The following is a 24,033-nucleotide window of genomic DNA, read 5'->3' on the forward strand; positions in this document are numbered from 1 at the left end:
ATGTCTCTGGAAGCTTGGGTTCCGCTCGAGGCAAGATCGAGCAACGGAAAGTCACCCGGTACGAGCCCTTGGAGCAGAGAAGTGATCAATGTAGACGAAAAGCTCGTCGTCCGACTGCTGGGTCCGGCATCCGCGTACCTGAACCACCAGCCGGTGATGCCGAGCGCGCCCAAGCAGCGGCAGATCCTCGTGCTGCTCGCGCTCAACGCCGGGCGGGTGGTCACCACGCAGACACTCGTCGAGGAGCTCTGGGGAGACCAGCCGCCGCGCAGCTTCGCCACCACACTGCAAACCTACATATTCCAGCTCAGAGCCAAGCTGACCGGAGCCGCGCGCAACCGCCAGTGGGCGAGACGGCTGCTGGAGACCCGTCACTCCGGCTACCAGCTCGACGGGCAGCTGTGCGAGACCGACGTGGCGGAGTTCGACAACCTGGCACGCGCCGGCCGCCGCGCGGTGGACGTCGGCGACAGCACCGCCAGCTCCGAACTGCTGGGACGCGCGCTGGGCCTGTGGCGCGGGCCGGCCCTGGTCGACGTCCCGGCCGGGCGGATCCTCCGTGCGGAGGTGGCGTCGCTCGAGGAGAACAGGCTCGGCGTGGTGGAACGCCGGATCGAAGCCGATATCGCCCTCGGCCGCCACGCGGACCTGCTGGGCGAGTTGACGATGCTTGTGGCCCGGCACCCGATGCACGAGAACTTCTACGCGCTGCTGATGACCGCGTACTACCGCTGCGGGCGGGCCGGGAACGCGCTGGAGGCGTTCCGGCAGATCCGTACCGTGCTGCGCAGCGAGCTGGGAGTGGAGCCGGGCCCCCGACTGCAACGACTGCACCAGGCGATCCTCGCCGGCACACTCGACTCCGAGCCGGTCTGGCTCGCCTCGTAGACCGACCGCCGAGCGCCCCCGCCGCTACGCCGAGACCACCGGGGCAGGGCGGGACGCGGGCGCCTCGGCGCTCAGGCCTGTCGTACCCGCACCGGTAGGCCACCGCGGATCCGCAGCGACAGCATGGCCTCGGGCACCGGATCGGTCGGGCCGGCGAACTCGAACCGGAAGCGACGCGCGACCATGGCCGCGATGATTGTCGCCTCGAGCATGCCGAGATGACTTCCCACGCAGACCCGTGGGCCCGCCCCGAAGGGGATGTAGGCGTACCGGTGTGCGACGGCCGGAGCGTCGGAGGCGAACCGCTCCGGCCGGAACTCGTCCGGCTCGGACCAGAAATCGCGGTGCCGGTGCAGCGTGTACGGGCTGATCATGATGTCCGCGCCGGCGGGAACCGGGTATCCGCCGATCTCGTCCGCGGCCAGGGCCACTCTCGGCAGCCCCCAGACCGCGGGGTAGAGCCGCATCGTCTCCTGGATGACCATCGTGGTGTACGGCAGTCTGGTCAGGTCGGCGTACTCGGGTGTGCGGTCGCCGAGCACCGCGACCGCCTCGGCGCGCAGCCGCTCGGCCGCCTCCGGATGACGGCTGAGCAGGTACCAGGCCCAGGACAACGTGCTGGCCGTGGTCTCGTGCCCGGCCAGGAGCATCGTGATGATCTGGTCCCGCAGCCCGCGCCAGCGGGCGTCGGTGTCCTGTTCACGCTCGGCGACGCGGAGCAGCACCGACATGAGGTCGGACCCGTCCGTACCCGTGCCACGCTCGCGGGACGCGACGAGCGTCCGTACCGCGTCCTCGATCTGTCGTTTCGCGGCCCGGAACCGACGGTGGCGCGGCAGCGGCATCCACAGCGGCACCGCGCCCAGCGTGACCATCTCGAACATCGCCTGCTCCTGGGCGGCCTCGAAGGCCGATCCCAGGAAGCTCAACGGGCTCAGATCCACGTCCAGGAGAGTCCTGCCGAGCACGTCCATCGTGAGCGCCGTCATCTCCTCGGCCACGTCCACGACGCTCCCGGACCGTGACTCGAGGCGCTGGGTCAACTGGGCGCCGGCGTCGGCCACCACCCCGGTGAATCCCGCGATCCGCTCCCGGCGGAAGGCGGGGGAGATGACCCGGCGCTGACCGCGCCACGTATCGCCCTCGCTGGTGAGCAGGCCGTCGCCGAGAATCCGCCGTCGAGCCTCGGCCAGACCCAGTCCCTTGTGGTAGTTGGCGGCGTTGTCGGCGAGCACGTGCCGGGCGTGATCCGGGTGGTTGAAGAAGTAGAGGGTCTTGGGACCCATGGCGAACCGGACCACGTCGCCGTACTCGCGCGCCGCGTCGGACAGCAGGCCCAGCCGATCGCCCCACAATTTGCGCAGCAGTCCCGGTGTCGCCCACGGCGGCGGTCCGGGGTACCTCCGCCGGCCGCCAGCGGCCCGCCGCGCCGGATTCTTCGGCGTCCGGTCGGCGCCGTTCGCGATCGTCATGTCAACTCCCGAGGTGGTCGGATCGCGAGAACCTGGGCGCGGGAAGCCCGGATGTCCGTGGCGGACGGGGTTCGGGTGCGTGTTGCCCGGCCGAACTCACGCCCGGCCTCCGGTGCCGGTGCCCCTGGCCTGGGTGGCGGGGACGACCGCGTAGACGCTCAGCGCCGATGCGAGCTGTTCCGGTACCTGCGCCGGGGTGCAGGCGCCGTTGGCGTCACGGACGCACGCCACCCGCTGACGGCACCTGGCGATCAGGTCCTCCACCCCGTCGCGCACCCGCACGACGTCGAAGGCGAAGCCGATGTGGGTCTGGCTCAGCTCGTCCAGCCGCATCCGGATCGACACCTCGTCGAAGGCGGAAACCTCGCCCAGGTGTTCGCACTCGGAGTCGACCTGGCGTAGCTCCAGGTCGCCGCTGAGCTGGTCGAGCACGCCCGGAGCGTGCTCGAGCAGGAACATCTCCCGGCACCGCCCCTGCCAACGCTCGTAGTAGACGTCGTAGACACTGCCGACGAGGTTCGTCTCCTCGAAGCCGACGACGTGCCGGTACTCGTAGTACTGCTTCCTCATTGGCCGCCTCCGTCCGAGTCGTTCCTGCGGGTCTCGGCTCGCCGCAGGTTTCCTGCCCTGACCTGTGATCACGATGCGGGACTGAGGTACGCCGCTCCATCTCGGATCTTGCTCACGCAAACAGCAATCTGCGATCACTGGGAGTTGCGGCGTGCCGCCGGGCCCTATGGCAGCCAGCCCGAGTCGTAGGCCAACTTGACCGCCTCGACGCGGTTGCGGGCGTGCAGCTTGGTCACGACGGTCGTGAGGTAGTTGCGGACGGTCCCGACCGACAGGTGCAGCGCCGAGGCGATCTCGCCGGGATCGGCGCCCCCGGCGGTCAGCCGCAGCACCTCGTGCTCCCGGGTGGACAGCGGGTTCTGGCCGCAGTCCCACGCGGACAGGGCCAGCTGCGGGTCGATCACCCGGCGGCCTCCGGCGACGGCGCGGATCGCGTTCGCCAGGTCCTCCGGTGGGGAGTCCTTGAGCAGGAAGCCGGACACCCGGGCGGCGAGCGCCCGGCTGACCGTCCCGGACCGCCCCAGGTTCGTGAGGATGAGGGTACGACAACACGGCAGCGTGGTCCGGAGCTGTGCCGCCGCTGACAGGCCGTCCAGGCCCGGAAGGTCGACGTCGAGGACCGCCACGTCGGGTCGGCAGCTCAGCGCCGTGGAGACGATGTCAGTGCCGTTGTCGACGGCCGCCACCACCCGCAGGTCCTCCTCCAGTTCGATGAGGGCGATCAGCGCCCCGCGGACCATGGCGACATCCTCGGCGAGCAGGATCCGCAACATGCGCAACTCCCCTCAATGGACATCGTCGGCGTACGCCTGACGGACGACGAGGTGCGATCGATCCGGGGTGACCGGGCGTCGACGACCGCGTCAGCGTTGACGGCGATCTCCGCGAGCACGTGGAACCGGCCGTCGTCCCCTACCGATGCGCTCAACGTGCCGCCGACCGCCTGGAGGCGGAAGGCGAGATTCTCCAGCCCGCCGCCGTCGCGGTAGGTGGACGCGGTCCGTGGCACTCCGTCGTTGACCACGGACAGCGTGATGTGCTGGTCGGTCTGGTCGACGGCGATCCAGCAGTTCCGCGCGCTGCTGTGCCGCAGGATGTTCGTGGTCAGTTCGCGCAGGAGCATGGCCAGCACGGAGTCGACCTTGTCCGGCAGGACCGCGCAGTTCACCTCGACCTGGGCCGTCACGTTGGCGCTGGCGAACAGCGAGGCGACGGCCGCCACCTCCCGGGCCAGCGAGATGTTGCGGTAGCCGTCGGCCACCTGCCGTACCTCTGCGACGGCCTGCCGTGCCATGGCGGCAACGTCCCGCAGTTCGCCGCCCGCCGTGGCCGGGTCGCTCTTCATGAGCCGCCCGGCCAACTCGGCCCGCAGCGTGATCGCGGCCAGGCTGTAGCCGAGCAGGTCGTGCAGGTCCCTGGCGAAACGCATCCTTTCTCTGATCACGGCGAGCTGTATCGCCTCGGTGTGCATGCCCTGCACGTGCCGGACCATGCGGGTGAGGCGACAGGTGGCGAACATGGTCAGGCCGATGGCCAGGCTGGCGACCGTGGTGTTCTCGGCGAGCCAGAACCCCGACCCGGCAGTCATCGCGACCGCGAACACGCTCACGATGACCGCGGTGAACAGCGCCCATGCTGCGCGACCGGGGACCACGAGCAGCACCGACGCTGCGAGAAATCCGCCCGCTCCGGGCCAGGCCGCACCGACGGTGAGCATCGGCAGGTAGGTGGCGAGACCCTCGACGGCCAGCATGCCCAGTCGCAGCCACGGCGGGCTCGGTGCGGTCACCGCGAGGTGACGGGCCTGGAGTACGGCAAGGACGGCGACCGCGCCCAGGCTGACGGCCACCCGCTGCGGCGGCATGGGCACTGCCAGGATCGCACTGATCTGCACCGCGAGCAGGACGCCCAGGATCACAAGCCGTAGGCGCGCCACTCCCGGCGCCACGTCTTCGTGTTGAGCCTCCTCGGCCGACGGTATGGAACTGATCGGCTTCATGGCATCTGTGATGTCATTCGGAAACCCCCGAAACCAGGTCTTCGTGGAAGGTCAGCGGCCCTTTCTGCAATTCCTTTGACGACCCGCTGCCCGGCCGGCAATCCACCCGGCCGAACAGCTCGATCCGTCGTGGTGAAGGCGCTGCGGGCGTACGACGAGGTGCCCGGACCGGTGGCGTACCGGACCGGCGCCCCGGGTGCCGGAGGAGGTCGCGTCGCCGCGGCGCGTTCCGGGTGCCCCTCGGCCACGCCGGAACGGCGGGCGTGACGGCAGGGCCGTCACGCGCGCGGGCAGGCGCCTCGTTCCGTCGGAGCCCGACAGTCGAGTGCGTCGCCGTCAGCAGACGATGCGGGTCCACCCCAGGTCGTCGGGGATGCGGCCGTACTGGATGCCGAGCAGTTCGTCACGGAGGCGCAGCGTCACCGGACCGGGTCGACCGTCGCCGATCGTCCACTCGTCGTTCGCCCCGCGAACGTGCCCGACAGGCGCGATGACCGCCGCCGTACCGCAGGCGAAGACCTCGGTGATCACACCGGCCTCGCACTGCTTGCGCCACTGCTCGACGTTGATGCGCCCCTCGCTGCGGCCCAGGCCGAGCCGCCCGGCCAGCTGGAGCAGCGAGTCCCGGGTCACCCCCGGCAGGAGCGTGCCGGTCAGCTCGGGCGTCATGAGGGTCGGGGATCCGCCGTCTGTCGACTGTTGGACGAAGCAGAGGTTCATCCCGCCCATCTCCTCGACCCAGGTGTGCTCGACCGCGTCCAGCCAGACCACCTGGTCGCAGCCCTGCTCCACAGCCTCCCGCTGGGCGAGGAAGGCGGCGGCGTAGTTGCCGCCGGCCTTCGCGGCGCCGGTCCCCCCGGGCGCGGCCCGGGCGTACTCCTCGGACAGCCACACGGTCAGTGCCGGCGGGCCGGTGCGGGTGCTGAAGTAGGCGGATGCCGGGCAGGCGATCACGCCGAACAGGTAGCTGCGCGACGGGAGCGTGAACCCCAGCGTGGGCTCCGTCGCGATCATGAACGGGCGAAGGTACAGGCTGGTGCCGTCACCGCCGGGTACCCAGTGTCGCTCCTGCTGGACGAGCAGCTCGACGGCGCGCACGAAGGTCTGCACCGGGAGCTCCGGCATCGCCAGCCGTCGGGCGGAGGCGTTGAACCGGGCGGCGTTGCGCTCGGGACGGAAGAGCGCGATCGACCCGCCCCGCTGGCGGTACGCCTTCATGCCCTCGAAGATCTCCTGCCCGTAGTGGAAGACGGACGCCGACGGCGGCAGGGCGATGTCGTGGAAAGCCTCGAGTCGCCCATCGTGCCACCCCTGCTCAGCGTCCCATCGCAGGGTGATCATGTGGTCGGTGAACACCTTGCCGAAGACCGGTGCGGCGAGTATCGCCCTTCGCTCCACTTCGGACATGGGATTACGGCTTGGACGCACGTCAAAATCTATTATGGCTACTGCCCTCCCCCTCAGACCATATGTTGCGTGCGACCGGCGGCTCTCGTGGAAGCGACCGGTCACCAACAATTTATTCTGCGCAAATAGTTCCTGTCGTTCAGGAAACCGAAGGTTGGCTGGCAAACCAGCGCTGAACCTGACAATTTTCCTTCGGTTGGTTGGCTACGTATGGTGACGCACATTGCGACCGGATGGTCCGTTTTACACTGATCGCCTCCCTTTCTGGCCCCCCGGGTTGTATCGAACTCCCTCTACATCCATCCTAGATCGAGTGGCGTTCTTGCGTCGAGTCCCCGTGATCACCTTCTGGCCGGCCTCCACCTCCTGATCCTGGGGAAAAGGCCAGGTCAGAGCGGCTACAAGATTTTCTTGGGTTCGGCTCGGTGGGTGATCGACGACCGGTTCGGCGCGGAGCCGTTTCGGCGTCGCCGCAGGTCAGGGCCCCGGCCGCAGGCTTGAAACGTATGCTGACTTCCCCCATTGGCCGCTGTGTGGCGGTGTCGGGAAAAAAGTGGCGTCAAATAGGCATCTGTCGCTACTGTCGTGCGCATTCCTGGTCCTCTCGATGTCATCAATCGGAGGCCGCATCAATCCCCGTGCCGTCCCGGAGAAAGCGTGCAGTCGGTGGCGAGGTCCCCCCGATTGCCAGGTATTCGCAAATATTCGGCAGGGCGACCGTGAGGCGAAAGGGGCCGCAATGGCTGGCCGTTCCGATCGTCGTCCCGGTTCGTCTCGGGCAGCTTTGTGCTCCGGTCCGACCACGATGGATCGAACGGTCTCTCTCCGGACGGCGGGGATGTCGTCAGGCCTCGCCGCCGCGGTGCGATCAGTCGGTATTTGATCACTGGATGGATGTGTTCTTCGAGGAAGCGGGTGACTGTGGGTTCCGTGCGTGTGACGTCGGCGGACACCCCGCTGCGGGTCGACGTCAACGCGTTGGGAAAGCTCACGACGGGTCAGGTTGTGGTGACAGTTGAGGGACTATACGGATGGCGGACACGGGTTCGATCCGCGCCTTAGCGGGACGGTCGGGAGTCGTTGTCGCGATCGCGGCCCGCCACGCTGTGATAGCGCCGAGTGGTGACCGGTGTACCGACATAGCTGCCTGTGCCGCGCGATGAGCGTTGGGTAATACGAGTCGGTGGCGCGGGCAGGTGATGGCGAAACGGGGCACATGGCCGACGCCAGTTGCAGGTAATGTCTACTCAGTCCGCTGACCGCCGGCACCTTCGTCGTTGCGGCCGGTGGGTCCGGCTGCCGAGGCCCTCCCCCCAGGGCTGCGGCGTCAGCCAGGCGCGGATCGTGGCCGCGCCTGGCGCTTGAGCACTGTGGACGCTGGGTCGTGACCTTCGCGCACCTCAGGCGGGTGCTGCCGGGGCGGGTCGGCGCGACGGCCCACCCGGGTCGTGCCCGGCGGTCGGGAGGCCCCGCCCGGCGTCCAGGCGCGCGACCTGTTCGCTTCGCGGGTCGGCACCGACGTCGCCGACCACGCCGGTCACAGCGGGCGGTGGCCGTGAGTCGCGTGGCGACCTGGCCTGCGTGCCACCTCGGTCCGTGCGGGTGCATGCTGGTTACGTGCGACCCGGGCACCTCGGCGGCGACCGAATGCCTCCCGCAATCACGGCGATGCCGTCATGAAAGTTGCTGACGGATCGTTCGGGATTTTTGGCGAACGTCTTCAGTGGATGGGTGCCGGATACGCTCGCCGGCAGCTCCGCCAGTCGCATCTCGCGGCTCCGTGACCATCTCGCGGGTCGGCGTGCCGGTGGTGCCCGCGACGCCGTACCAGCCGGCCATCTCGCTACTGTCTCAGGCCATCGAGTCGGGATGAGATCTCGCGCGAGAGCGACGGCGTTCGTCGCCGTGTCCGAAACACACACCGGTACGACGCCCTGACCGAACTTGACTAGCGCTAATGAGGCAGCGGAGAGCGTGCTCGGCCGACTGCGAACGGCGGATCACGGCCTGTCGCCGGTGCCCGGCAATCATGTTCGAACAGGAACTTCCACGAGAGCATTTCACGTCCTGCACTGTCGCGGGTCGGCTCCCAATCAGGAGCGAACGACCCGCGGGGATTGCCGATCCGTGCAGCAGAGTTGATCTGTTCCGACGATGACCGTCACCCATGCGATGCCCAGGGCGGCGACTTCCGCCATCGAGAGACGACTACCGTTTGCCACAGCGCGGGTTCGTCATGTGGCGTTCCGTAGAGGAATGGACGTGCCGGGCACCGGACGCGGTGGCGACTGACCCCATCGCGTACCTGGTGGTGGCGTCGACGGCGCTCGGGGTGGCGCCAGCGGGCCGCTCAGCGCAGTGCCTCCGCCACGATGCGCGCGACTGTGGGATCGGCGAGCAGCGTCGCGCGCGGCACCGGGAGACGGTGGTCCGCGACGCCGAACCCGGCGGGCAGGTCGTGGCGTTCGGACACGATGACCGTCTCCGCGCCACCCCGGGCCGCGCCCGCACGTCCGGCGGTGACCAGGTAGCCGAGGAACGCGGAGAACCGCTCCGAGAACTCCCGGCCCACCTCGTCGTCGGCTTCCAACATCCTGCACACGGTGTGGACGACCTCGTCGTACACGGCCTGGAGGCCGCGCATCGCCTCGGCCAGCGCCGTGGGCGACTGCCTGCCGATGTCCGGCCCGAGGGTGCCGGTGAAACCCTCGGCGGCGGCGAGGGCGTCCCGGATCTCGTCGTCCGACAGCAGACCCGCGTAACCCTCCACCGACGTGGCGAAGAGGTCCTGGATCAGTGCGCCGTCGACGTCGTTGGGATCGAGCAGCACGACCGGAGGCTCGGGCAGACCGCGCGTACGCAGCAGGCCGGCCGCCTGGCGGGCCAACGTGCCGCCGGCGCAGTAGCCGAGCACCCCGCTCACCTCCAGCTCGGCGTCAGCAACGTCGTCGAGCCAGCGGTTCAGGCAGCGGTCGGGATCCGTGCCGGCGACCAGGTCACCGGTCTGCGCGGCGAACACCGTCTCCCACACCACGGGTTCCGGTGCGAGGTTGGCGACCAGGTCGCCGAAACCGGCCTCGCGTCGTCCGGGGCCGAAGTCCACGGCGAGGAGCACGCGATCGCTGGGTCCCGGGGCGAGAACCCGCCACGTGGTGTTCATCGTCATCTCGATCCGTTCGTCCGGGCGGCGGGCACGCGGGGCCCGGCGGGCACCACGTAGGCCAGCAGTTGGGTGTTACCGGACCCGTCGTCGCGGGTCACGACCACGGCGTCCTTCACGCGGGGGTGCCGGCGCAGCAGGCTGGCGATCTCGTCCACCTCGATCCGGTGACCCCGGATCTTGACCTGCGAGTCGGCCCGACCGAGGAACTCGAAGTCGCCGTCGGGGCGCAGGCGCACCAGATCGCCGGTCCGGTAGAGGCGTTCGGCGCCGGTCTCCGGCGGTCCCTCGACGAAGCGCTGGTCCGTCAGCCCCGGACGGCCCCGGTAGCCGAGCGCCACGCCACTCCCGCCCAGGTGCAGCTCACCCACCACACCTGCCGGCAGCACCGCGCCGTCGGCGTTGAGCACCCACGCGGAGGTGTTCTGGATCGGGCGGCCGATCGGCACGACCTCGTCCTCGGGCCCCGGACGCACCCGGGCGATCAGCGACCACACAGTCGTCTCCGTCGGGCCGTACATGTTCCACACCTCGTCGGCGACCGCGCACAGCCGGTTCGCCAGCGGGCGGGTGAGCGCCTCGCCGCCGCAGAGCGCCACGCGCAGGCGCAGGTCCGCAGGGGCCAGCGCCAGGACGGCGTCCCAGGTCACCGGCGTCGCCTGTGCCACTGTCACCCGTTCCTCGGTGAGCAGGTCCAGCAGGCGTTGCGGGTCGCGCGCGTCGTCGGTCGACGCGAGCGCGATCCGAGCGCCGACCGTCAGGGGCAGGAACAGCTCCAACACGGAGATGTCGAAGGACGGGCTGGTCAGGGCGAGCATCACGTCGTCCTGGGTCAGGCCCGGCCGGCGCGCCATCGAGGTCAGGAAGTTCACCACCGCGCGATGCGGCACGTTGACACCCTTGGGCTGCCCGGTGGAGCCGGAGGTGTAGATGACGTACGCCGGGTCCTCGCCGTCACCGCCCTGCGGGACGCCCAGCGGCGGAGCGTCGGCGGCGTCGCCGTCGACCTCGTCCACCACGACGACACGCGCGCCGAGGGCGGAGAAGGTGTCCGGCGCGGTCGCCGGACCGGTGACGATCACCTGGGCCTTCGCGTCGCGCAGGATGAACTCGATCCGGCGCCGGGGGTACGTCGGGTCCACCGGCAGGTACGCCGCTCCGAGCTGCCAGCTCGCCAGCATCGCGAGCAGGGCCTCCACGGACCGGTCGAAATGGACGGCGACCACGTCACCACGGGTCACCCCCTGCCGCGCCAACCGGTCGGCGAGCCGGCCGACGTGCCGCCCCAGCTCGGCGTAGGTGAACCGGCGGCTCCCGCTGTGGATCGCCGGCGCGTCGGGCCGCCTGTCGATCGAGGCGCGCACCAGCTCCAGGACGCTGCGCACGTCGGGCAGGGGAGTGGACGGCGGCGCGCAGAGACGCAGCAGGTCCGCGCGCTGCTCCTCGTTCATCAGGCTGAGCCGCTCCACCGGGGTGTCCGGCGCGGCCATCCCGTCGCGGAGCAGGTTGACCATGTGGTCCAGCAGAAGGGCGGGCATGTTCTCCGCGTACAGGTCCGCGCTGACCTCCAGCTTGAGGTACGTGCGCTGGTCGGCCCCGGGGGCCACGACCATCTCGAGATCGGTCTGGATCGTCCCGGAGGCCAGCGGCAACCGTCGACAAACCAGCTCGGGTACGTCGTCGAACGCCTCCGACGGACGCGAGGCGTTGTTGAACAGGACCTGGTAGACCGGGTTGTACGCCAGGCTCCGCTCGCCGCCGAGTTCGGCCACCACCGCGGTGAACGGTGGACGACGGTGCATCATGGCGGTCAGCGTCTCGTCGCGTACCCGGGTGACCAGGTCGGCGAAGCTCGTGCCGGTGGGCAGTTGCACCCGCAGTGTCACCACGTCCATGAAGAGACCGATCAGGCCGCGCAGCTCGGCGCGGTCACGACCGGACACCGAGGTGCCGATCAGGATGTCCCGCTCCCCGCTGTGCCGGCTCAGGGTGGCCACCCACGCGGCCGACAGGACCATCGCCGGCGACACCCGCTGCCGGCGGGCGAACTCCCGCAACGCGGCGGCGTCCTCGTCGGTGAGCGACGCCTGTGCCTTGTGCGACGACAGCGTCGGGCGGCTCGGGCGTGGGGCGGCCCCCGGCATGGTGAAGATGGCGGGGGCGTCGTGCAGGCGCTCCCGCCAGTAGGCGAGGTCCTCGGCCCAGGAGCCGTCCGCCGCGGTGGCCCGCTGCTCCTCGACGTGCCGCTGGTAGGTGGTCGGCAGCTCCGCCGGCCGCCACGGTTCGCCGTCGCGCAGGGCGACGTACGCCTCGGAGAGCTCGTCGAGGAGCACGCCCAGACTCGCACCGTCCGCGACGATGTGGTGCAGGACGATCAGGAGGACGTGGTGGTCCTCAGCGATCCGGAACACGGTCATCCGCAGCAGCGGCAGTTCGGAGATGTCGAACCTCGCCCCGATCTCCGCCTCGGCCAGGTCCGCCCACTCGTCGAAGGACGCCAGAGGCACCACACGCAGCACGGGTGGCGCGGTGTCGTGCACGGTCACGAAGGGACGGCCGTCGCGATCGTGGAAGGTGGTACGCAGCGCCGCGTGTCGCCGCACCACGGCATCGGCGGCGCGGCCGAGCACCGCCGGATCGAGCGGCCCCCGGATCTCGTACGCGAGGGTGAGGTGGTGCATCAACGTGTCCGGCAGCAGCTGCTCCAGGAGCCAGATCCGCTCCTGGCCGAACGACGGCTCGGAGGTCGACGTCACGAGTCCTGCCCTTCCGCGCCGGCCGGTCCCACGGCCGACGCCTCCCTCACCCGTGCGGCGAGCGCCGCCACGGTCGGCTGCTCGAACAGGTAGCTGGCCGGCACACCGACCCCGTACGTCCGGCGCACGTGCGCGATCACCCGCATCACCTGCAGAGAGTTGCCCCCGATCCGGAAGAAGTCGTTGTGCACGCCCACCTGGTCCCGGTTGAGCAGCTGCGCCCACAGGCCGGTCAGGTCCCGCTCCAGGTCGTCGCGGGGCGAGCCGTCGGCCCGCGTCTCGACAGTGACCGCCGGCAGGGCGTTGAGGTCCACCTTGTGGTTGGGCGTCTGCGGCAGGGCGTCAAGCGTGACGACAGCCGACGGCACCATGTAGTCGGGCAGCAGTTGACGGAGATAGTCGACCAACTCTTCTTCCAGCACCTACATGTCCCTTTCGGCGCGAGGATCGGTGGGTTCCGGGCCGGCGGTGCCGGCGGCCGGGTCGACAGCCACGACGCGCACCTCCGCCGTGTAGCCGGCGCCGTCGGCATCGGTCAGCCAGGTCTGGTCGAGGTCCGGCAGCATCTCCGAGACGGTGAACGTGGTCTGCCGCGCCTCCGCGGTCCGCCGTACCGCCTTGGCGAACAGGTTCACCAGCACCAGGCTCGTGAAGTCGACGAAGACCGGCTTGTCCTCGACCGGCACCTTGTAGAACGCCCGCTCCGGCAGGCCGAGTTCGGCGCGCCAGGCGCGGGCGGCCAGGAACCGGTCCGGCTCCTTCTTGATGGACGCCCAGCGCAGGTCGGTGGCGTCCACCGTCCACGACTCACGCGCGAGCACCAGCCTGTCGATCGCGATCCTGGGTCGGTGCGCGGCAGGCGGCAGCGGCTTGAACCCGTTCACGATGGCGGCGGAGAGTAGTTCGCCCACCACCTCGAGCAGGTCGAAGTGCCGGGCGCCGTCACGGGTCCGCACCTCGAGCCGGCCGTCGGTGGCCCGCCGCACCACGAGGCGCGCCGCCGGCAGCGGCTCCGCCGGGGTGCCGCCGGCGTCGGGGTGCAGCGACCAGTACGTGTAGCGGGGCGACAGCAACGCCGACGGCGGGTACGTGCGGGAGTTCACCGCCTGCCAGTGCTTGGGTGAGGACAGGTACACCCTGCGGTCGCGGTGGTCCGCCTCGTCCGCCCGGAACAGCCAGGACGGGTCCTCGTGCTGCTCGACGAAGAGGCGGCTCTCGACGGTGTTCGACGCCAGGTGCAGCTCGCCGAGGACGAGCAGGAACTCGCCGCGGGCGATCGCCTCGGGACCGTCGGCGGCGATCATCAGGTCCGGGGCGTGGTGCACGGCTGCCGCCCAGGCGGGCTCCGGCGCGGCGAAGAGTTCGGCGACCCGCTCCGCGATGTCCTCGGCACGCACCTGGTGCGAACGTGTCTGCCGGGAGGGCGCCAGGATCTCCTGCCACCGCCGCTGGAGTCCACTGACGGCCCTCGCCACCGGTGGCGGCAGCTCACGCAGGGAGAAGAACAGCTGCGGGGTGGCCGCCGCCACGACCGCCGCCAGGGACGGTGGGGCGTTTCCGGAGCGCGCGCGTGCCAGCTCGTACGCCTGGTCGAACACCGCCCGGTACTCGCGGGTCGCCTCGGCGACGAACCAGCGGGCGCTCTGCAACAGCAGCGCCAGCGGCGGGGCCAGGGCGTCCATCACCTGGGTGCCGAGGCGGACGTCCACGTCGCGCACGGTGTCCTCGTAGAGGATGGTGCGTCCCGCGTAGGTCTGCCCCGGCCGTCGCGCCGCCTGCACGCCTGCGGACTCCTCGAACACCGCGGCGGCCTGCTCCAGCGCGACCACGAGCTTCGCCTCGTCCCCGGCCGCGGCGGCGACCGCGTCCCGGGCGTGCAGGAGACGACAGACGCGGGACAGCACCTCCTCGCGGACCACCGGGTCGCCCACCCGTTCGAGTCGTTCGATCAACTCCCGTTCGGGGCGGGCGGAGATCGCGACCTCCAGGCCGAGGTGCAGAAGCCCTCGCTCCCGCAGCGCCACGAGCTGGTCGAGGACGTCCTGCTCGGTGTCGAGGTCTGGGTGACCCGACCAGAGGACCTCCTCGGCCACCTCCCGGGCGGTCCTGGTGCCGTCGCTGAGGCCGACGAGTTCGGCCTCCGTCTCGGTCAGCAGGACCGGCGGTCGGCTGCTGCGGTGCAGGGTCCGGCCGACCAGGTCGAACGAGTTGACCCGGCGGGGCGGCAGCCACGGCAGCAGCTTCGGGTCCTGTTCCAACGCCCGGGCCACCGCGTCCACAGCCCACACCTCGAAGTACGTCGTACGCCGGGCGAGCAGGTCACGGCCGGGCCGGACCCGCGTCGCGGCGTCGTCGGTGGACCAGTGCGCCCACCCCACCGGACCGAAGAAGCCGATGGTGTCGTTCTTGACGCAGTAGCGCTGCCAGTAACTGGCGATCGCCGACTCGTGGTTGCGGCCCCGGACGTTGCGCGGCTCCCCGGCGGCGGCCTTGTCGACACAGTCGGCGATGAGTGCCCTGTTCTGCCAGGCCACCGCCTCGCGGAACGCCGGGTCACGGGCGATCCGCCGGATCTGCTCCGACAGGTCGGTCGTCGCGAGGTCGTACGCGGCCTGGTAGTCGTCCCGGCTGCCCTCGCCCGACGCGAACCTGTCGGCCGCCGCCGCCAGCTCGACACTGCTGAGCCGGCCGACCTCGGCTGCGGGGAAGCCGGCGCTGCGGAGCACCGACTGTCTCCAGATCGACCAGTCGCTGCCGCCGAGGCGGAGCAGGTGTTCGGCGGTCATCGTCCGGCCCCCAACCGGCGCAGCTCCTCGGTGAAGCTGCCGAGAGTGGAGTAGTCGAAGATGGCGCCGATGCTCAGGTCCACGCCGAAGCGGTCCCGGACCTGCGACATCAGCTCCACGGCGATCAGCGAATCACCACCCAGGGCGAAGAAGTCGTGGTCGTCGCTGAGGTCGACGACGCCGGTCGCCGCCGTCCACAGCTCACGTACCTGGTCGGCCAGCTCGCCGGCCGGCGGTGTCGGCTCCGTGGTGGCCGGTGCCGGCGTCGGCTCGGCGGCGGGCATCTGTGGGGGCGCCGGGACGGCGGGCGCCGCCAGCGTCGGCGGTTCGTGCCGGCCGTTCGCCGACGCCGGCGGCCGGGGCGCCGGCACCGGCCGCGGCGCTGGCACCACCTGCCGTACCTGCGTCGTGTCCGCCTCGGGCGACGACGGCTCGGGACGACCGCCGCGGAACCGGCGGACCGCCACCTGCCGGGGGGTACGCGCCGCCAGCAGGGCCATCAGCAGGTCCACACCGACCTCGGGCGGGACACCGACGTTCCCGGCGGCGGCCTCGTCCGACCCGCGCGGTGACACCAGGGCGGCCGGGTCGGCGGCGCGGCGCATCGTGAAGCCCCGCACCTCGACCAGGACGGTGCCGTCCTCGTCGAGGACGTCGAGGTCCGCCACGATGCTGTTGGCCGGGGCGTCCGGCCGGCGGCGGATGTGACTGAAGATGCGACCCGGCAGCCGGCCGTGCACCACCGCCGAGCGGTACATGAAGGGGACGTGGATGTCGTCCCGGTCCAGGTCACGAACCGAGGTGGTGGCGGCGTCCATGAGCGTCGGGTGCACGGCGTGCTGGCGGGCCTCGTCCTGGTAGTCCTCGGGCAACGCCAGCACGAGCAGTTGGTTGTCACCGGACGGGTCGGTCTGGACCTGGTGGTAGGTGCGCCAGCGGGGGCCCAGCGTGAACGCCTGCCGGTCGCTGCCGAACGGTGGGAGAGGGCGGTGCTCGGTCAGGGTGGCGCGCAGCGCGGCCAGGTCCACCCGGCGCGGTGCCGGGGCGTCCGGGTCGGGACGCCACGCGGCGATCCGTCCCCGTACGTGAGTCTGCACGTCGGTGGGGGAGGAGGTGGTCGGCGGCGCCGAGGAGACCGAGAACGCCCAGCTCTCACCCTCGGGGTTGAAGGCCACCTCCACCCGGCGCGGCGAGGTCAGCTCCAGCATCCGCTGGAACACGACGTCGGTCAGCTGGACCGGCTCCTCGGCCCCGTCCAGGATCTCGGCCCGGAACGCCTCGACCACCAGGTCGAGGTGTCGGGTGCCCGGCACCACAGGCACGGTGCCCAGCCGATGCTCGTCGGTCACCGGGTCGTTCTCCGCGCTCAGCACCGTCTGCCAGCTGCGGGCCGGCGTCCGGCCGGCGGAGCGGAGCATCCCGCTCGCCGCCATGCCCACGCCGTGCCAGGCAGGCCAGTCGATGCTCAGCAGGCGGTCGGCGGCGAGGGGCGTGTCGCGGACGAAGGTGTCCAGGTAGGCGTTGGCCGCGGCGTAGTCCGCGCCGCCCGGCTGGCCCTCCAGCGCGGCGCGGCTGGAGAAGCAGACGAGGAAGTCCAGCCGTTGGCGGCCGTGGAAGACCTTCTCGATGCTCAGCGCACCTGCCATCTTGGGTGCGAAGGTCGCCTCGCTGTCCGCCGCGTCGGTGAACTGGACCGTGCCGGAGCCGACCCGGCCGGCCAGGTGCAGGACACCGTTGACCGGACCCCACCGCCGGGTCACCTCGTCGACGACGCGGCCCAGTGCTTGCGTGTCGGCGATGTCGCAGCCGTGGACCTGCACCGTCGCACCGAGCGCGCCGAGTTCGTCGACCACGTCGTCCGACACCGACCCGGTCCGACCCACCAGGACGAGAGTCGGCTGCTGGCCGGTTCTCGCGAGGCCGCGGGCCACCTCGATGCCGAGTCCTCCACCGCCGCCGGTGATCAGGTACACCCCGTTGCGGCGGATGGTGGGCGACGACCCGGACACCACCTCCAGCTGCCGCTCGGCGGGCACCCACCGCAGGTCGCCGCGCAGCGCGACGACAGGCGAGCCGTCCTGGTCCGCCAACTCCCCGGCGAGGTCGTCGTCGGTCACCCGCCCACCGAGGTCGATCAGGCGTACGGTCAGCCGGCTGTCCTCGTCGGCGATCGTCCTGACCAGCGGCGGCAACAGGGCCTGCTCCGGGCGTACCCCCTCGGCGCCGCTGATGTCGACGGCCTCGCGGGTCAGCACGACGATGCGGGCGCCGTCCGCCACCCCGGGTGCCCGGGACACCAGCCGCGCCACCTCGTGCAGCTCCCGGAAGGGCTGTTGCAGCGCGGCCGGGTCGGCGCGGTCGACCACCTCGTCCGACAGACTCCACGCGTGCACCAGCATGAGCGGCTGCCGGCCCGCCGCCGCGACGTCCCGCAGCAGGTCCGCCAGTTCGCCCCGACGTCGTACGGGCAGGTGGAAGGAGCGCTCGGCGGAGCCGGATCCGCGATCGGCCGGAACCGGCACCACCCTGATCCCGGCCCGTTGCAGGGCGACTGTCAGCTCGCGGGCCCGGTCCTCCTCGGCCAGCAGCAGCGCGTGCGGCGCCGCGTCGTGGCCACGGTCCGCCCGGCGGGGCGCCTGCACCCAGCAGGGCACCGAGAACGGGGACTCGTCCACTGGGGTGTCGGCGGTCAACTGCTCCTCCGTCGGGTCGACTGTCGGTGGTGCCACTTCGGCGCGTTCGGTAGGGGGCGCCTCGGGCGTGGGCGAGATCGGTGCGGCGGTGGCGGCGGGCGTGTCCGCCCAGAACCGCTCCCGCTGGTACGGGTAGGCCGGCAGCGGCGTACGGATGACCTGCCGCCCCTGCCCGACCGCGTGCCAGTCCGCGTCGTGTCCGTCGGTCCAGACGGCGGCGAGGGAGCGCAGGAGCGCGATCTGGTCCTCGCCGGGGTTCGGACGCCGGGCCGGCAGCGACGCCACGGCCGTGTGCCCGCCCTCGGCCAGGGCGCGGTGCGACCGGCTCAACGAGGTGAGGGTCTGGCCCGGCCCCACCTCGATCAGCAGCTGCGGCCCCTGGTCGAGCAGATGTTCCAGCGCGGGTCCGAAGAGCACGGGTTCGACGAGCTGGTCGGCCCAGAACGTCGGGTCCGTCGCCTGCCGCGCGGTCATCGTCGCGCCGGTGGCGGCCGAGACGATCGGGATTCGCGGCGGGCGCAGCGTGATGTCGGCGAAGGCGGCGCGGAACTCGTCGGCCGCCGCGCGCATGGCCTCGGTGTGGAAGGCGTGCGCGGTGCGGATCGGGCGACTGCGCAGGCCGCGTTCCCGCAGCGGGGCGGCCAGCTCGGCCAGCGCGTCGTGCGGACCGGCAAGCACGGTCTGCCGGGGCCCGTTCACCGCCGCGATCCCGACCCGCGCCGACAGCAGGCCGGCCAGCTCGTCCGCGGGCGCGGCGACGGCGAGCATCCCACCGGCCGGCATCCGCTCCATGGCCCGGGCGCGGGCCGCGACCAGCGTGACGGCGTCGGAGAGGCTGACCACCTCGGCGACGGCGGCAGCGGTGAGCTCGCCGACACTGTGGCCCAGGAGGCGGTGCGGTACGACTCCCCACGAGCGCCACAGCCGCGCCAGCGCGTACTCCACAGCGAACAGCAGTGGCTGCGCGACGGAGGTGCTCGCCAGGCGGGTGTCGTCACCCGTACGCCAGGCCTGTGCGACGTCCGCGCCGGCGGCCGAGAAGAGGTGCAGCGTCTCGTCGAGGGCCTCGGCGAAGCGTGGCTCCTGCTGGTACAGGTCCCGCACCATACCGGCGTGCTGCGCGCCCTGGCCGGGGAAGAGGAAGGCCAGTTCCCGCCGCTCACCGGCGCCCCGGATGATCGCGTTCGGGGCGTCCGGGCTGAGCCCGGTGACCGCCTCGGCGGCGCTCTCGGCGACCAGGGCGGCCCGGTGCGGGTAGGCACGGCGGCCGTGCTGCAGGGTCGAGACGGTCGCCGCGAACGTCTGCTCGCCGTGATCGGCCAGATGGGTCCTGATCCGCTCCTGGTAGGTGTCCCGGGCGGCGGTCGTCGCCGCCGACCAGACCAGCAGGCGGGGTCGGGTGACGGCCGGCTCGGTCACCCGCAGGGGCGCTTCCTGGAGCACCGCGTGGGCGTTGGTGCCGCCGATGCCGAGGGAGCTGACCGCGGCCAGCCGGGGCTGGTCGGGACGGCGTGGCCAGGCTGTGGGTTCGGTGGGCAGGTGGAAGGGCGAGCCGTCCAGCTCCAGCTTGGAGTTGGCGGCGCTCACGTTGATGGTGGGCGCGATCTTCTCCCGCTCCAGACTGAGCACGGCACGGATGAAGGAGGTGACACCTGCCGCGTGGCCCAGGTGACCGACGTTTGCCTTGACGGAGCTGAGGGCCACCGTGCCGTCGCCCGGGTGCCCCAGCCGGCGGTACGCGGCCAGCAGGGCGGCCACCTCGATCGGGTCGCCCAGCATCGTCCCGGTGGCGTGCGCCTCGACCAGCCCGACGTGGCGTACGTCCGCCTCGGCCATCATCATGGCCTCCAGCACCACGTTGGTCTGGCCGGTGACCCCGGGGGCGGTGAAGCCGACCTTCCGGGCGCCGTCGTTGTTGACGGCTGTGGCCCGGACGACTGCTCGCACCGCGTCACCGTCGGCGAGCGCCCGGGAGAGCTTCTTGAGCACCACGACACCCACGCCGCTGCCGAAGATCGTGCCGCTGGCCGCCGCGTCGAAGGGCCGGCAGTGCCCGTCCCGGCTGAACGGTCCGTCCATCGCCCACCGGTGCCCGTGGGTCAGCGGCAGCTCGACCTCGACGCCGCCGGCCAGGGCGAGTTCGCACTCCCCGTTGCGGATGGCGGACACCGCCTGGTGGATGGCGACAAGTGAGCTGGAGCAGGCTGTCTGGACACTCATGGCCGGCCCGGTGAAGTCCAACTTGTACGACACCATGGTGGCAAGTGAGCCGAGGTTGTTCCAGGTGCCGACCGCGAGGCCGGTGATGCCGGTGGCCGCCGTCGGGTCCGGGCGCAGATACAGGTCGACGTACCGGTTGGTGCCCGCGGCGCCGAAGACCCCGACGTCGGTCACCGAGTCCGGGTCGTAGCCCGCGTTCTCCACCGCGGCGTGCGCCGTCTCCAGGAACAGCCGCAACTGCGGGTCGCTGGTGCGCGCCTCCCGAGCGGACATCCCGAACAGCGCGGCGTCGAACATGTCCAGGTGCGCGGCTTCGGCGACCGCCCGCACGTACGTGGGGTCGTCGAGGGTGGAGCGGGGAACTCCGGCGGCCAGCAGTTCGTCCTCGGACAGGAACCGGATCGACTCCCGACCCGCGCTGATGTTGCGCCAGAACTGCTCCACGTCGTCGGCGCCCGGGAACCGCCCGGCCATGCCGATCACCGCGATGGGCTCGAGTTCATCGTCCATGGCCCGACTGTCCCTTCCGCTCCTGGTTCAACTGGGTCCGGACGGCCCGGCGCCGGTCGCCGGCGCCCTGCGGTCCCGTCTCGCGCCGCAGGGGCGCCGCCGGCCCGGTGGTCGCGGACACTCCGGCGAGCAGCGCGGTGATCTGGCGAACTGTCGGATGGGCGAAGAACGCCGTCGCCGGAGGTGGGTCGGGCATGGCGTCGGCCAGCAGCGCGTGCACCTGAAGCAGGCGCATCGAGGTGAGCCCGGCTTCGAAGAAGTGCTCGTCGAGACCGATCCGCCGGCCGATGACCCCGGCGATCAGGTCGATCAGCCAGCGCTGGGTGTCGGTGGCCGGGGCGTCGCGCCGGGCCGCCGACTCGTCGGTGTCGGTGGGTGCGAGGTCGGCGGGGTGGAACACCACCTTGTGGTTGGCGCTGGTGGCGAGGCGTCTGCGGACGTCGATCCGGGCCGGCACGGCGTACCCCGGCAGCTGTGACAGCAGGTGCGACCGCAGCGCGAGTGGGTCGACGGTGGTGTCGGGCCGGGGGACGACCTGGAGGGCCAGGACGGGGCCGGCGGCGGTGGTGACGGTCCCGGCGACGGCCTGCGCCACCGGGCCGGCGCGGCGCGCGGCGGCCTCCACCTCGGCCAGGTCCAGGCGGTGACCGTCGACGTCGATCTGACGGTCGCGCCGGCCGACGAACTGGACCCCGCCGTCCGGGTCGACACGACCGATGTCACCGGTCCGGAAGGTCGGCCGACCGTCGGGGCCGGTGCCGAAGCGCTCCGCCGGTCCACTGTCGTCCAGGTAACCCTGGGCGAGCAGGGGACCGGTCACCACGATCTCGCCCGGCTCGCCCGCACCGGCGTCCCGGTCGTCGTCGGTCAGGACGAGCAGTTCGGTGCCCGCGACGCCCCGCCCGTGCGGCAGCACCTCGTCGTCGGCCCACCCGGACAGCGCCTCGTCGGCGGACACGCCGTGCCCCAGGACCTGGTGACAGGCGGCCAGCTGCGGGGTCTCGGTGGTGCCGTAGCCGTTGACCACGGCGGCGGGGGTGAGCTGCCGCAGGCGACGGACCAGTCCGGCGGTGAGGGGCGCGCCGCCGCTGAGCACGAACCGCAGCGAGTCCAACCGGATCCCGGGCGTCGAGTGGTGCGCGGCGACGAGCAGCTCCAGCAGGCCGGGGGTGGCGTGCAGCACGGTTACCCGCTGGTCGGTGAGGAAGCGCAGCAGCGCGGCCGGGTCGGTGAGCACCGCCTCGGGAGGCACCGCCACGCTCGCCCCGACGTGAAGCGCGACGAGCAGATCGCGGAGCACCGGGTCGTGACCGATCCCGCCGACCAGCGCGAACCGGTCGGCGGCGGTCGGCCGGACCGTGGCCTCGTACCAGGCGAGGGCCGCGCTCAGCGGCCGCGGACCGACCACCACTCCGGCGGGGATTCCGCCGCTGCCCGACGTGAACAGGACATGACTCGCGCCGGGCAGCGTCCGGGGTCGCGCGACGCCGCCACGCAGCGTCGGCGGTGCGAGCGCCTGCGCGGGTACGTCGATCACGGCCGCCGGCTGGAGCTGTCGGTGCTGCTGGGCCAGGCGCGCCTCGGGCAGCGCCGCGTCGACCAGAGCGATCACCGCTCCCGCGCGCCAGCCGGCGAGCAGCGCCGTCGCCAGGGCGGCGCTTCGCCGGCCACGGATCTCCACCACCTGCCCCGGCGTCACGCCGGCGGCGGCCAACCGGGCACGAAGGTCCTCGACTGCGGCGTCGAGCGCGCCGTACGCCAGGGGACCCTCGACCGTGTGCAGCGCGGTGTCATCAGCCCCGCCACCCAGGGCGCGCGCGGGGGACCAGGTGCCGGCCCCGGCGTCGACAGGTGGCGGGTCCGCCAGCGGCGAACGCTCCCGCCGCGCGGCGGTGACCAGGGAGACCGCCCGAGGAGACACGTGGACGTCGGTCAGCATCTGGTCGAGCACGAGCAGGCACTGGTCGAGAATCTCCCGGGCCAGAGCGGGCCGGACCCGGTCCGCGGCGTGGATCAGCTCGACGCGGAACCCGTCGACGCCGTCGCGGTGCAGGTACAGGTTGAGGTCGAACAGCGCGCCGTCGCCCGCCACCGGCTGCGCCCGCACCTCCAGCTCGGGGAAGCGGGGCAGCGCGGCGCTCTGCGTGAGGTCGTTGAACCAGACCTGGAACAACGGGTTGCCGAGCGGCCGCGCGGGCAGGTCCAGCTCGGCGAGCACGGCGTCGAAGGTCGGTGTCGCATGGGTGATGGCGCCGACGTGACGGTCCCGGACATGGTGCAGCACATCGAGCAGGTCGGCGCGGCGGCCGATGTCCAGCAGCACCGGGACGGTCTCGATCAGGAAGCCGACCAGCTCATGCTCGCCCGCCGAGCGGCGGCGGCTCGCCGGCATGCCGACCACCACCTGGTCGGTACCGCTCCAGCGGGTCAGGACGACGGCCAGGCAACCCAGCAGGAGCACCGCCGGGGTGAATCCGTGGGTACGCAGGAACCGGTCCACCCGGCCCGTACGTTCGGCGCCCAGCGCCGCCTCCTGGTGCGCGCCGCGCAGTGAGGGGACCATCGACTGGGCGACAGGCAGCTTCGAGCTCTCCCGCACCTCGGCGAGAAGGTCCCGCCAGTACCGCAGGTCGGCCTGCCAGGCGGTGCCGCCCACCAGTCGGGTCTCGGCCTCGGCGTACGCGGCGAAGCTGGGGGCGGGGACGAAGTCGGGGGCCGTACCCGCCGAACGGGCGGCGTACGCGGTGGCGAGATCGGCCACGACGATGTCCACTGTCGCCTGGTCGGAGATGATGTGGTGCATCGAGAGCACCAGGCACGCGTCGTCGGCGTCGGCCGCGCGCAGCAGCCCCGCGCGCAGCATGGGCGCCTGGCCCATCGGGATCGTGACAGCCGACACCCGCCTGACGAACTCCTCGATCGTCGAGGGGGTCAGCGGACCGTCGGCGTCCTCGACCGTCAGCTCCGGCCGGGCGTCCTCGTCGTACCGCAGATCCGGCTCGTCGGTCACCCACGCGCGCAGCGCGTCGTGACGCCGCACCACGTCGCACAGGGCTGTGCGCAGCGCGGCGACCCGCACGCTGCCGCCCAGGCGGAGCGCCGTCACCACGTTGTAGGCGGCGGACTCGGGATGCAGCCGGCTGAGCACCCACAGCCGGCGCTGGCTGGGGGCCAGCGGCGAGCGGTAGGGGGTTTCGTGCCCGGGCGCGGTGGACGGCGCCGGTACGGGCGAGGTCGCCGGCACGGACTGCGCCCGTGCGCGAACGTCGGTGAGGGAGGCGTTGTCGCGCATCAGCAGCGCCAGCGGGACCTCCAGGCCCAGCCGTTCCCGGGCCGCCGCCACGAACCGGAGGGCGGCGAGGGACTGCCCACCCAGCGTGAGGAAGCCCTCGGCCTCGTCCTCCTCGCTCTCCGGTGGCCCGGCCGCCTCCCACCAGAGATCGTCGAGTGACACGCCGCCAGGCGATCCATGCGGGCGGTCCGCCATCGGTAGTGCTCCGTCCGTTGAAAGCGGGTACGAGGACGCGCGGTGTCGTCGCCAGGGTGAGGTCCGGTCGGCATTCCGCCGCCCT

At 71.8% G+C, this 24,033-nt stretch carries 12 protein-coding genes; 1 reads left to right on the plus strand and 11 read right to left on the minus strand.

Features of this window, described 5'->3' with window-relative positions; translation table 11 throughout:
- Positions 1-81: 81 nt before the first annotated feature.
- Positions 82-888 (plus strand): BTAD domain-containing putative transcriptional regulator, encoded by an 807-nt coding sequence (locus ACFY1S_RS26680; RefSeq protein WP_387123280.1) that lies wholly within the window; start codon positions 82-84, stop codon positions 886-888.
- A 71-nt stretch (positions 889-959) separates the two neighbouring features.
- Here ACFY1S_RS26680 and ACFY1S_RS26685 read toward each other — a convergent pair whose 3' ends face one another.
- The 11 genes from ACFY1S_RS26685 to ACFY1S_RS26735 all read right to left on the minus strand — a co-directional run bounded on the left by ACFY1S_RS26685 (position 960) and on the right by ACFY1S_RS26735 (position 23,915).
- Positions 960-2,360, minus strand: coding sequence for a cytochrome P450 (locus tag ACFY1S_RS26685; RefSeq protein ID WP_387123282.1), 1,401 nt, complete (start codon positions 2,358-2,360; stop codon positions 960-962).
- 96 nt (positions 2,361-2,456) lie between these two features.
- Positions 2,457-2,930: an acyl-CoA thioesterase gene (locus ACFY1S_RS26690; protein ID WP_387123284.1), complete on the minus strand. Its 474-nt coding sequence runs from the start codon at positions 2,928-2,930 to the stop codon at positions 2,457-2,459.
- A 164-nt stretch (positions 2,931-3,094) separates the two neighbouring features.
- The gene (locus ACFY1S_RS26695; RefSeq protein WP_139585220.1) at positions 3,095-3,703 is read right to left on the minus strand and encodes a DNA-binding response regulator; all 609 of its coding nucleotides are present in this window, start codon (positions 3,701-3,703) and stop codon (positions 3,095-3,097) included.
- Positions 3,652-4,929 (minus strand): sensor histidine kinase, encoded by a 1,278-nt coding sequence (locus ACFY1S_RS26700; RefSeq protein ID WP_387123287.1) that lies wholly within the window; start codon positions 4,927-4,929, stop codon positions 3,652-3,654. Before ACFY1S_RS26700 ends, ACFY1S_RS26695 begins: the two co-directional genes overlap by 52 nt.
- A gap of 336 nt (positions 4,930-5,265) precedes the next feature.
- The gene (locus ACFY1S_RS26705) at positions 5,266-6,372 is read right to left on the minus strand and encodes a branched-chain amino acid aminotransferase (RefSeq protein WP_387123382.1); all 1,107 of its coding nucleotides are present in this window, start codon (positions 6,370-6,372) and stop codon (positions 5,266-5,268) included.
- A 2,314-nt stretch (positions 6,373-8,686) separates the two neighbouring features.
- A complete protein-coding gene (locus ACFY1S_RS26710; protein ID WP_387123289.1) occupies positions 8,687-9,502 on the minus strand; it encodes a hypothetical protein in 816 nt (271 codons plus the stop codon).
- Positions 9,499-12,252, minus strand: coding sequence for an amino acid adenylation domain-containing protein (locus ACFY1S_RS26715; protein WP_387123291.1), 2,754 nt, complete (start codon positions 12,250-12,252; stop codon positions 9,499-9,501). The genes ACFY1S_RS26710 and ACFY1S_RS26715 overlap by 4 nt, the downstream gene beginning before the upstream one ends.
- Entirely contained in the window at positions 12,249-12,674 is a 426-nt protein-coding gene (locus ACFY1S_RS26720) for a phosphopantetheine-binding protein (RefSeq protein ID WP_387123293.1), read from the minus strand. The genes ACFY1S_RS26715 and ACFY1S_RS26720 overlap by 4 nt, the downstream gene beginning before the upstream one ends.
- On the minus strand, positions 12,675-15,038 hold the full coding sequence (locus ACFY1S_RS26725) for a lantibiotic dehydratase (RefSeq protein ID WP_387123295.1): 2,364 nt from the start codon (positions 15,036-15,038) through the stop codon (positions 12,675-12,677).
- Complete coding sequence (locus ACFY1S_RS26730; protein ID WP_387123297.1) at positions 15,035-20,461, minus strand: SDR family NAD(P)-dependent oxidoreductase; 5,427 nt, start codon at positions 20,459-20,461, stop codon at positions 15,035-15,037. The genes ACFY1S_RS26725 and ACFY1S_RS26730 overlap by 4 nt, the downstream gene beginning before the upstream one ends.
- Positions 20,451-23,915 carry a condensation domain-containing protein gene (locus tag ACFY1S_RS26735; RefSeq protein WP_387123299.1) on the minus strand — a complete coding sequence of 1,155 codons (3,465 nt, stop codon included), beginning with the start codon at positions 23,913-23,915 and terminating at the stop codon, positions 20,451-20,453. Before ACFY1S_RS26735 ends, ACFY1S_RS26730 begins: the two co-directional genes overlap by 11 nt.
- Between the last annotated feature and the right edge of the window lie 118 nt (positions 23,916-24,033).

The organism is Micromonospora sp. NPDC000663 (assembly GCF_042898105.1).
In the GTDB taxonomy this organism is placed as follows: Bacteria; Actinomycetota; Actinomycetes; order Mycobacteriales; family Micromonosporaceae; genus Micromonospora.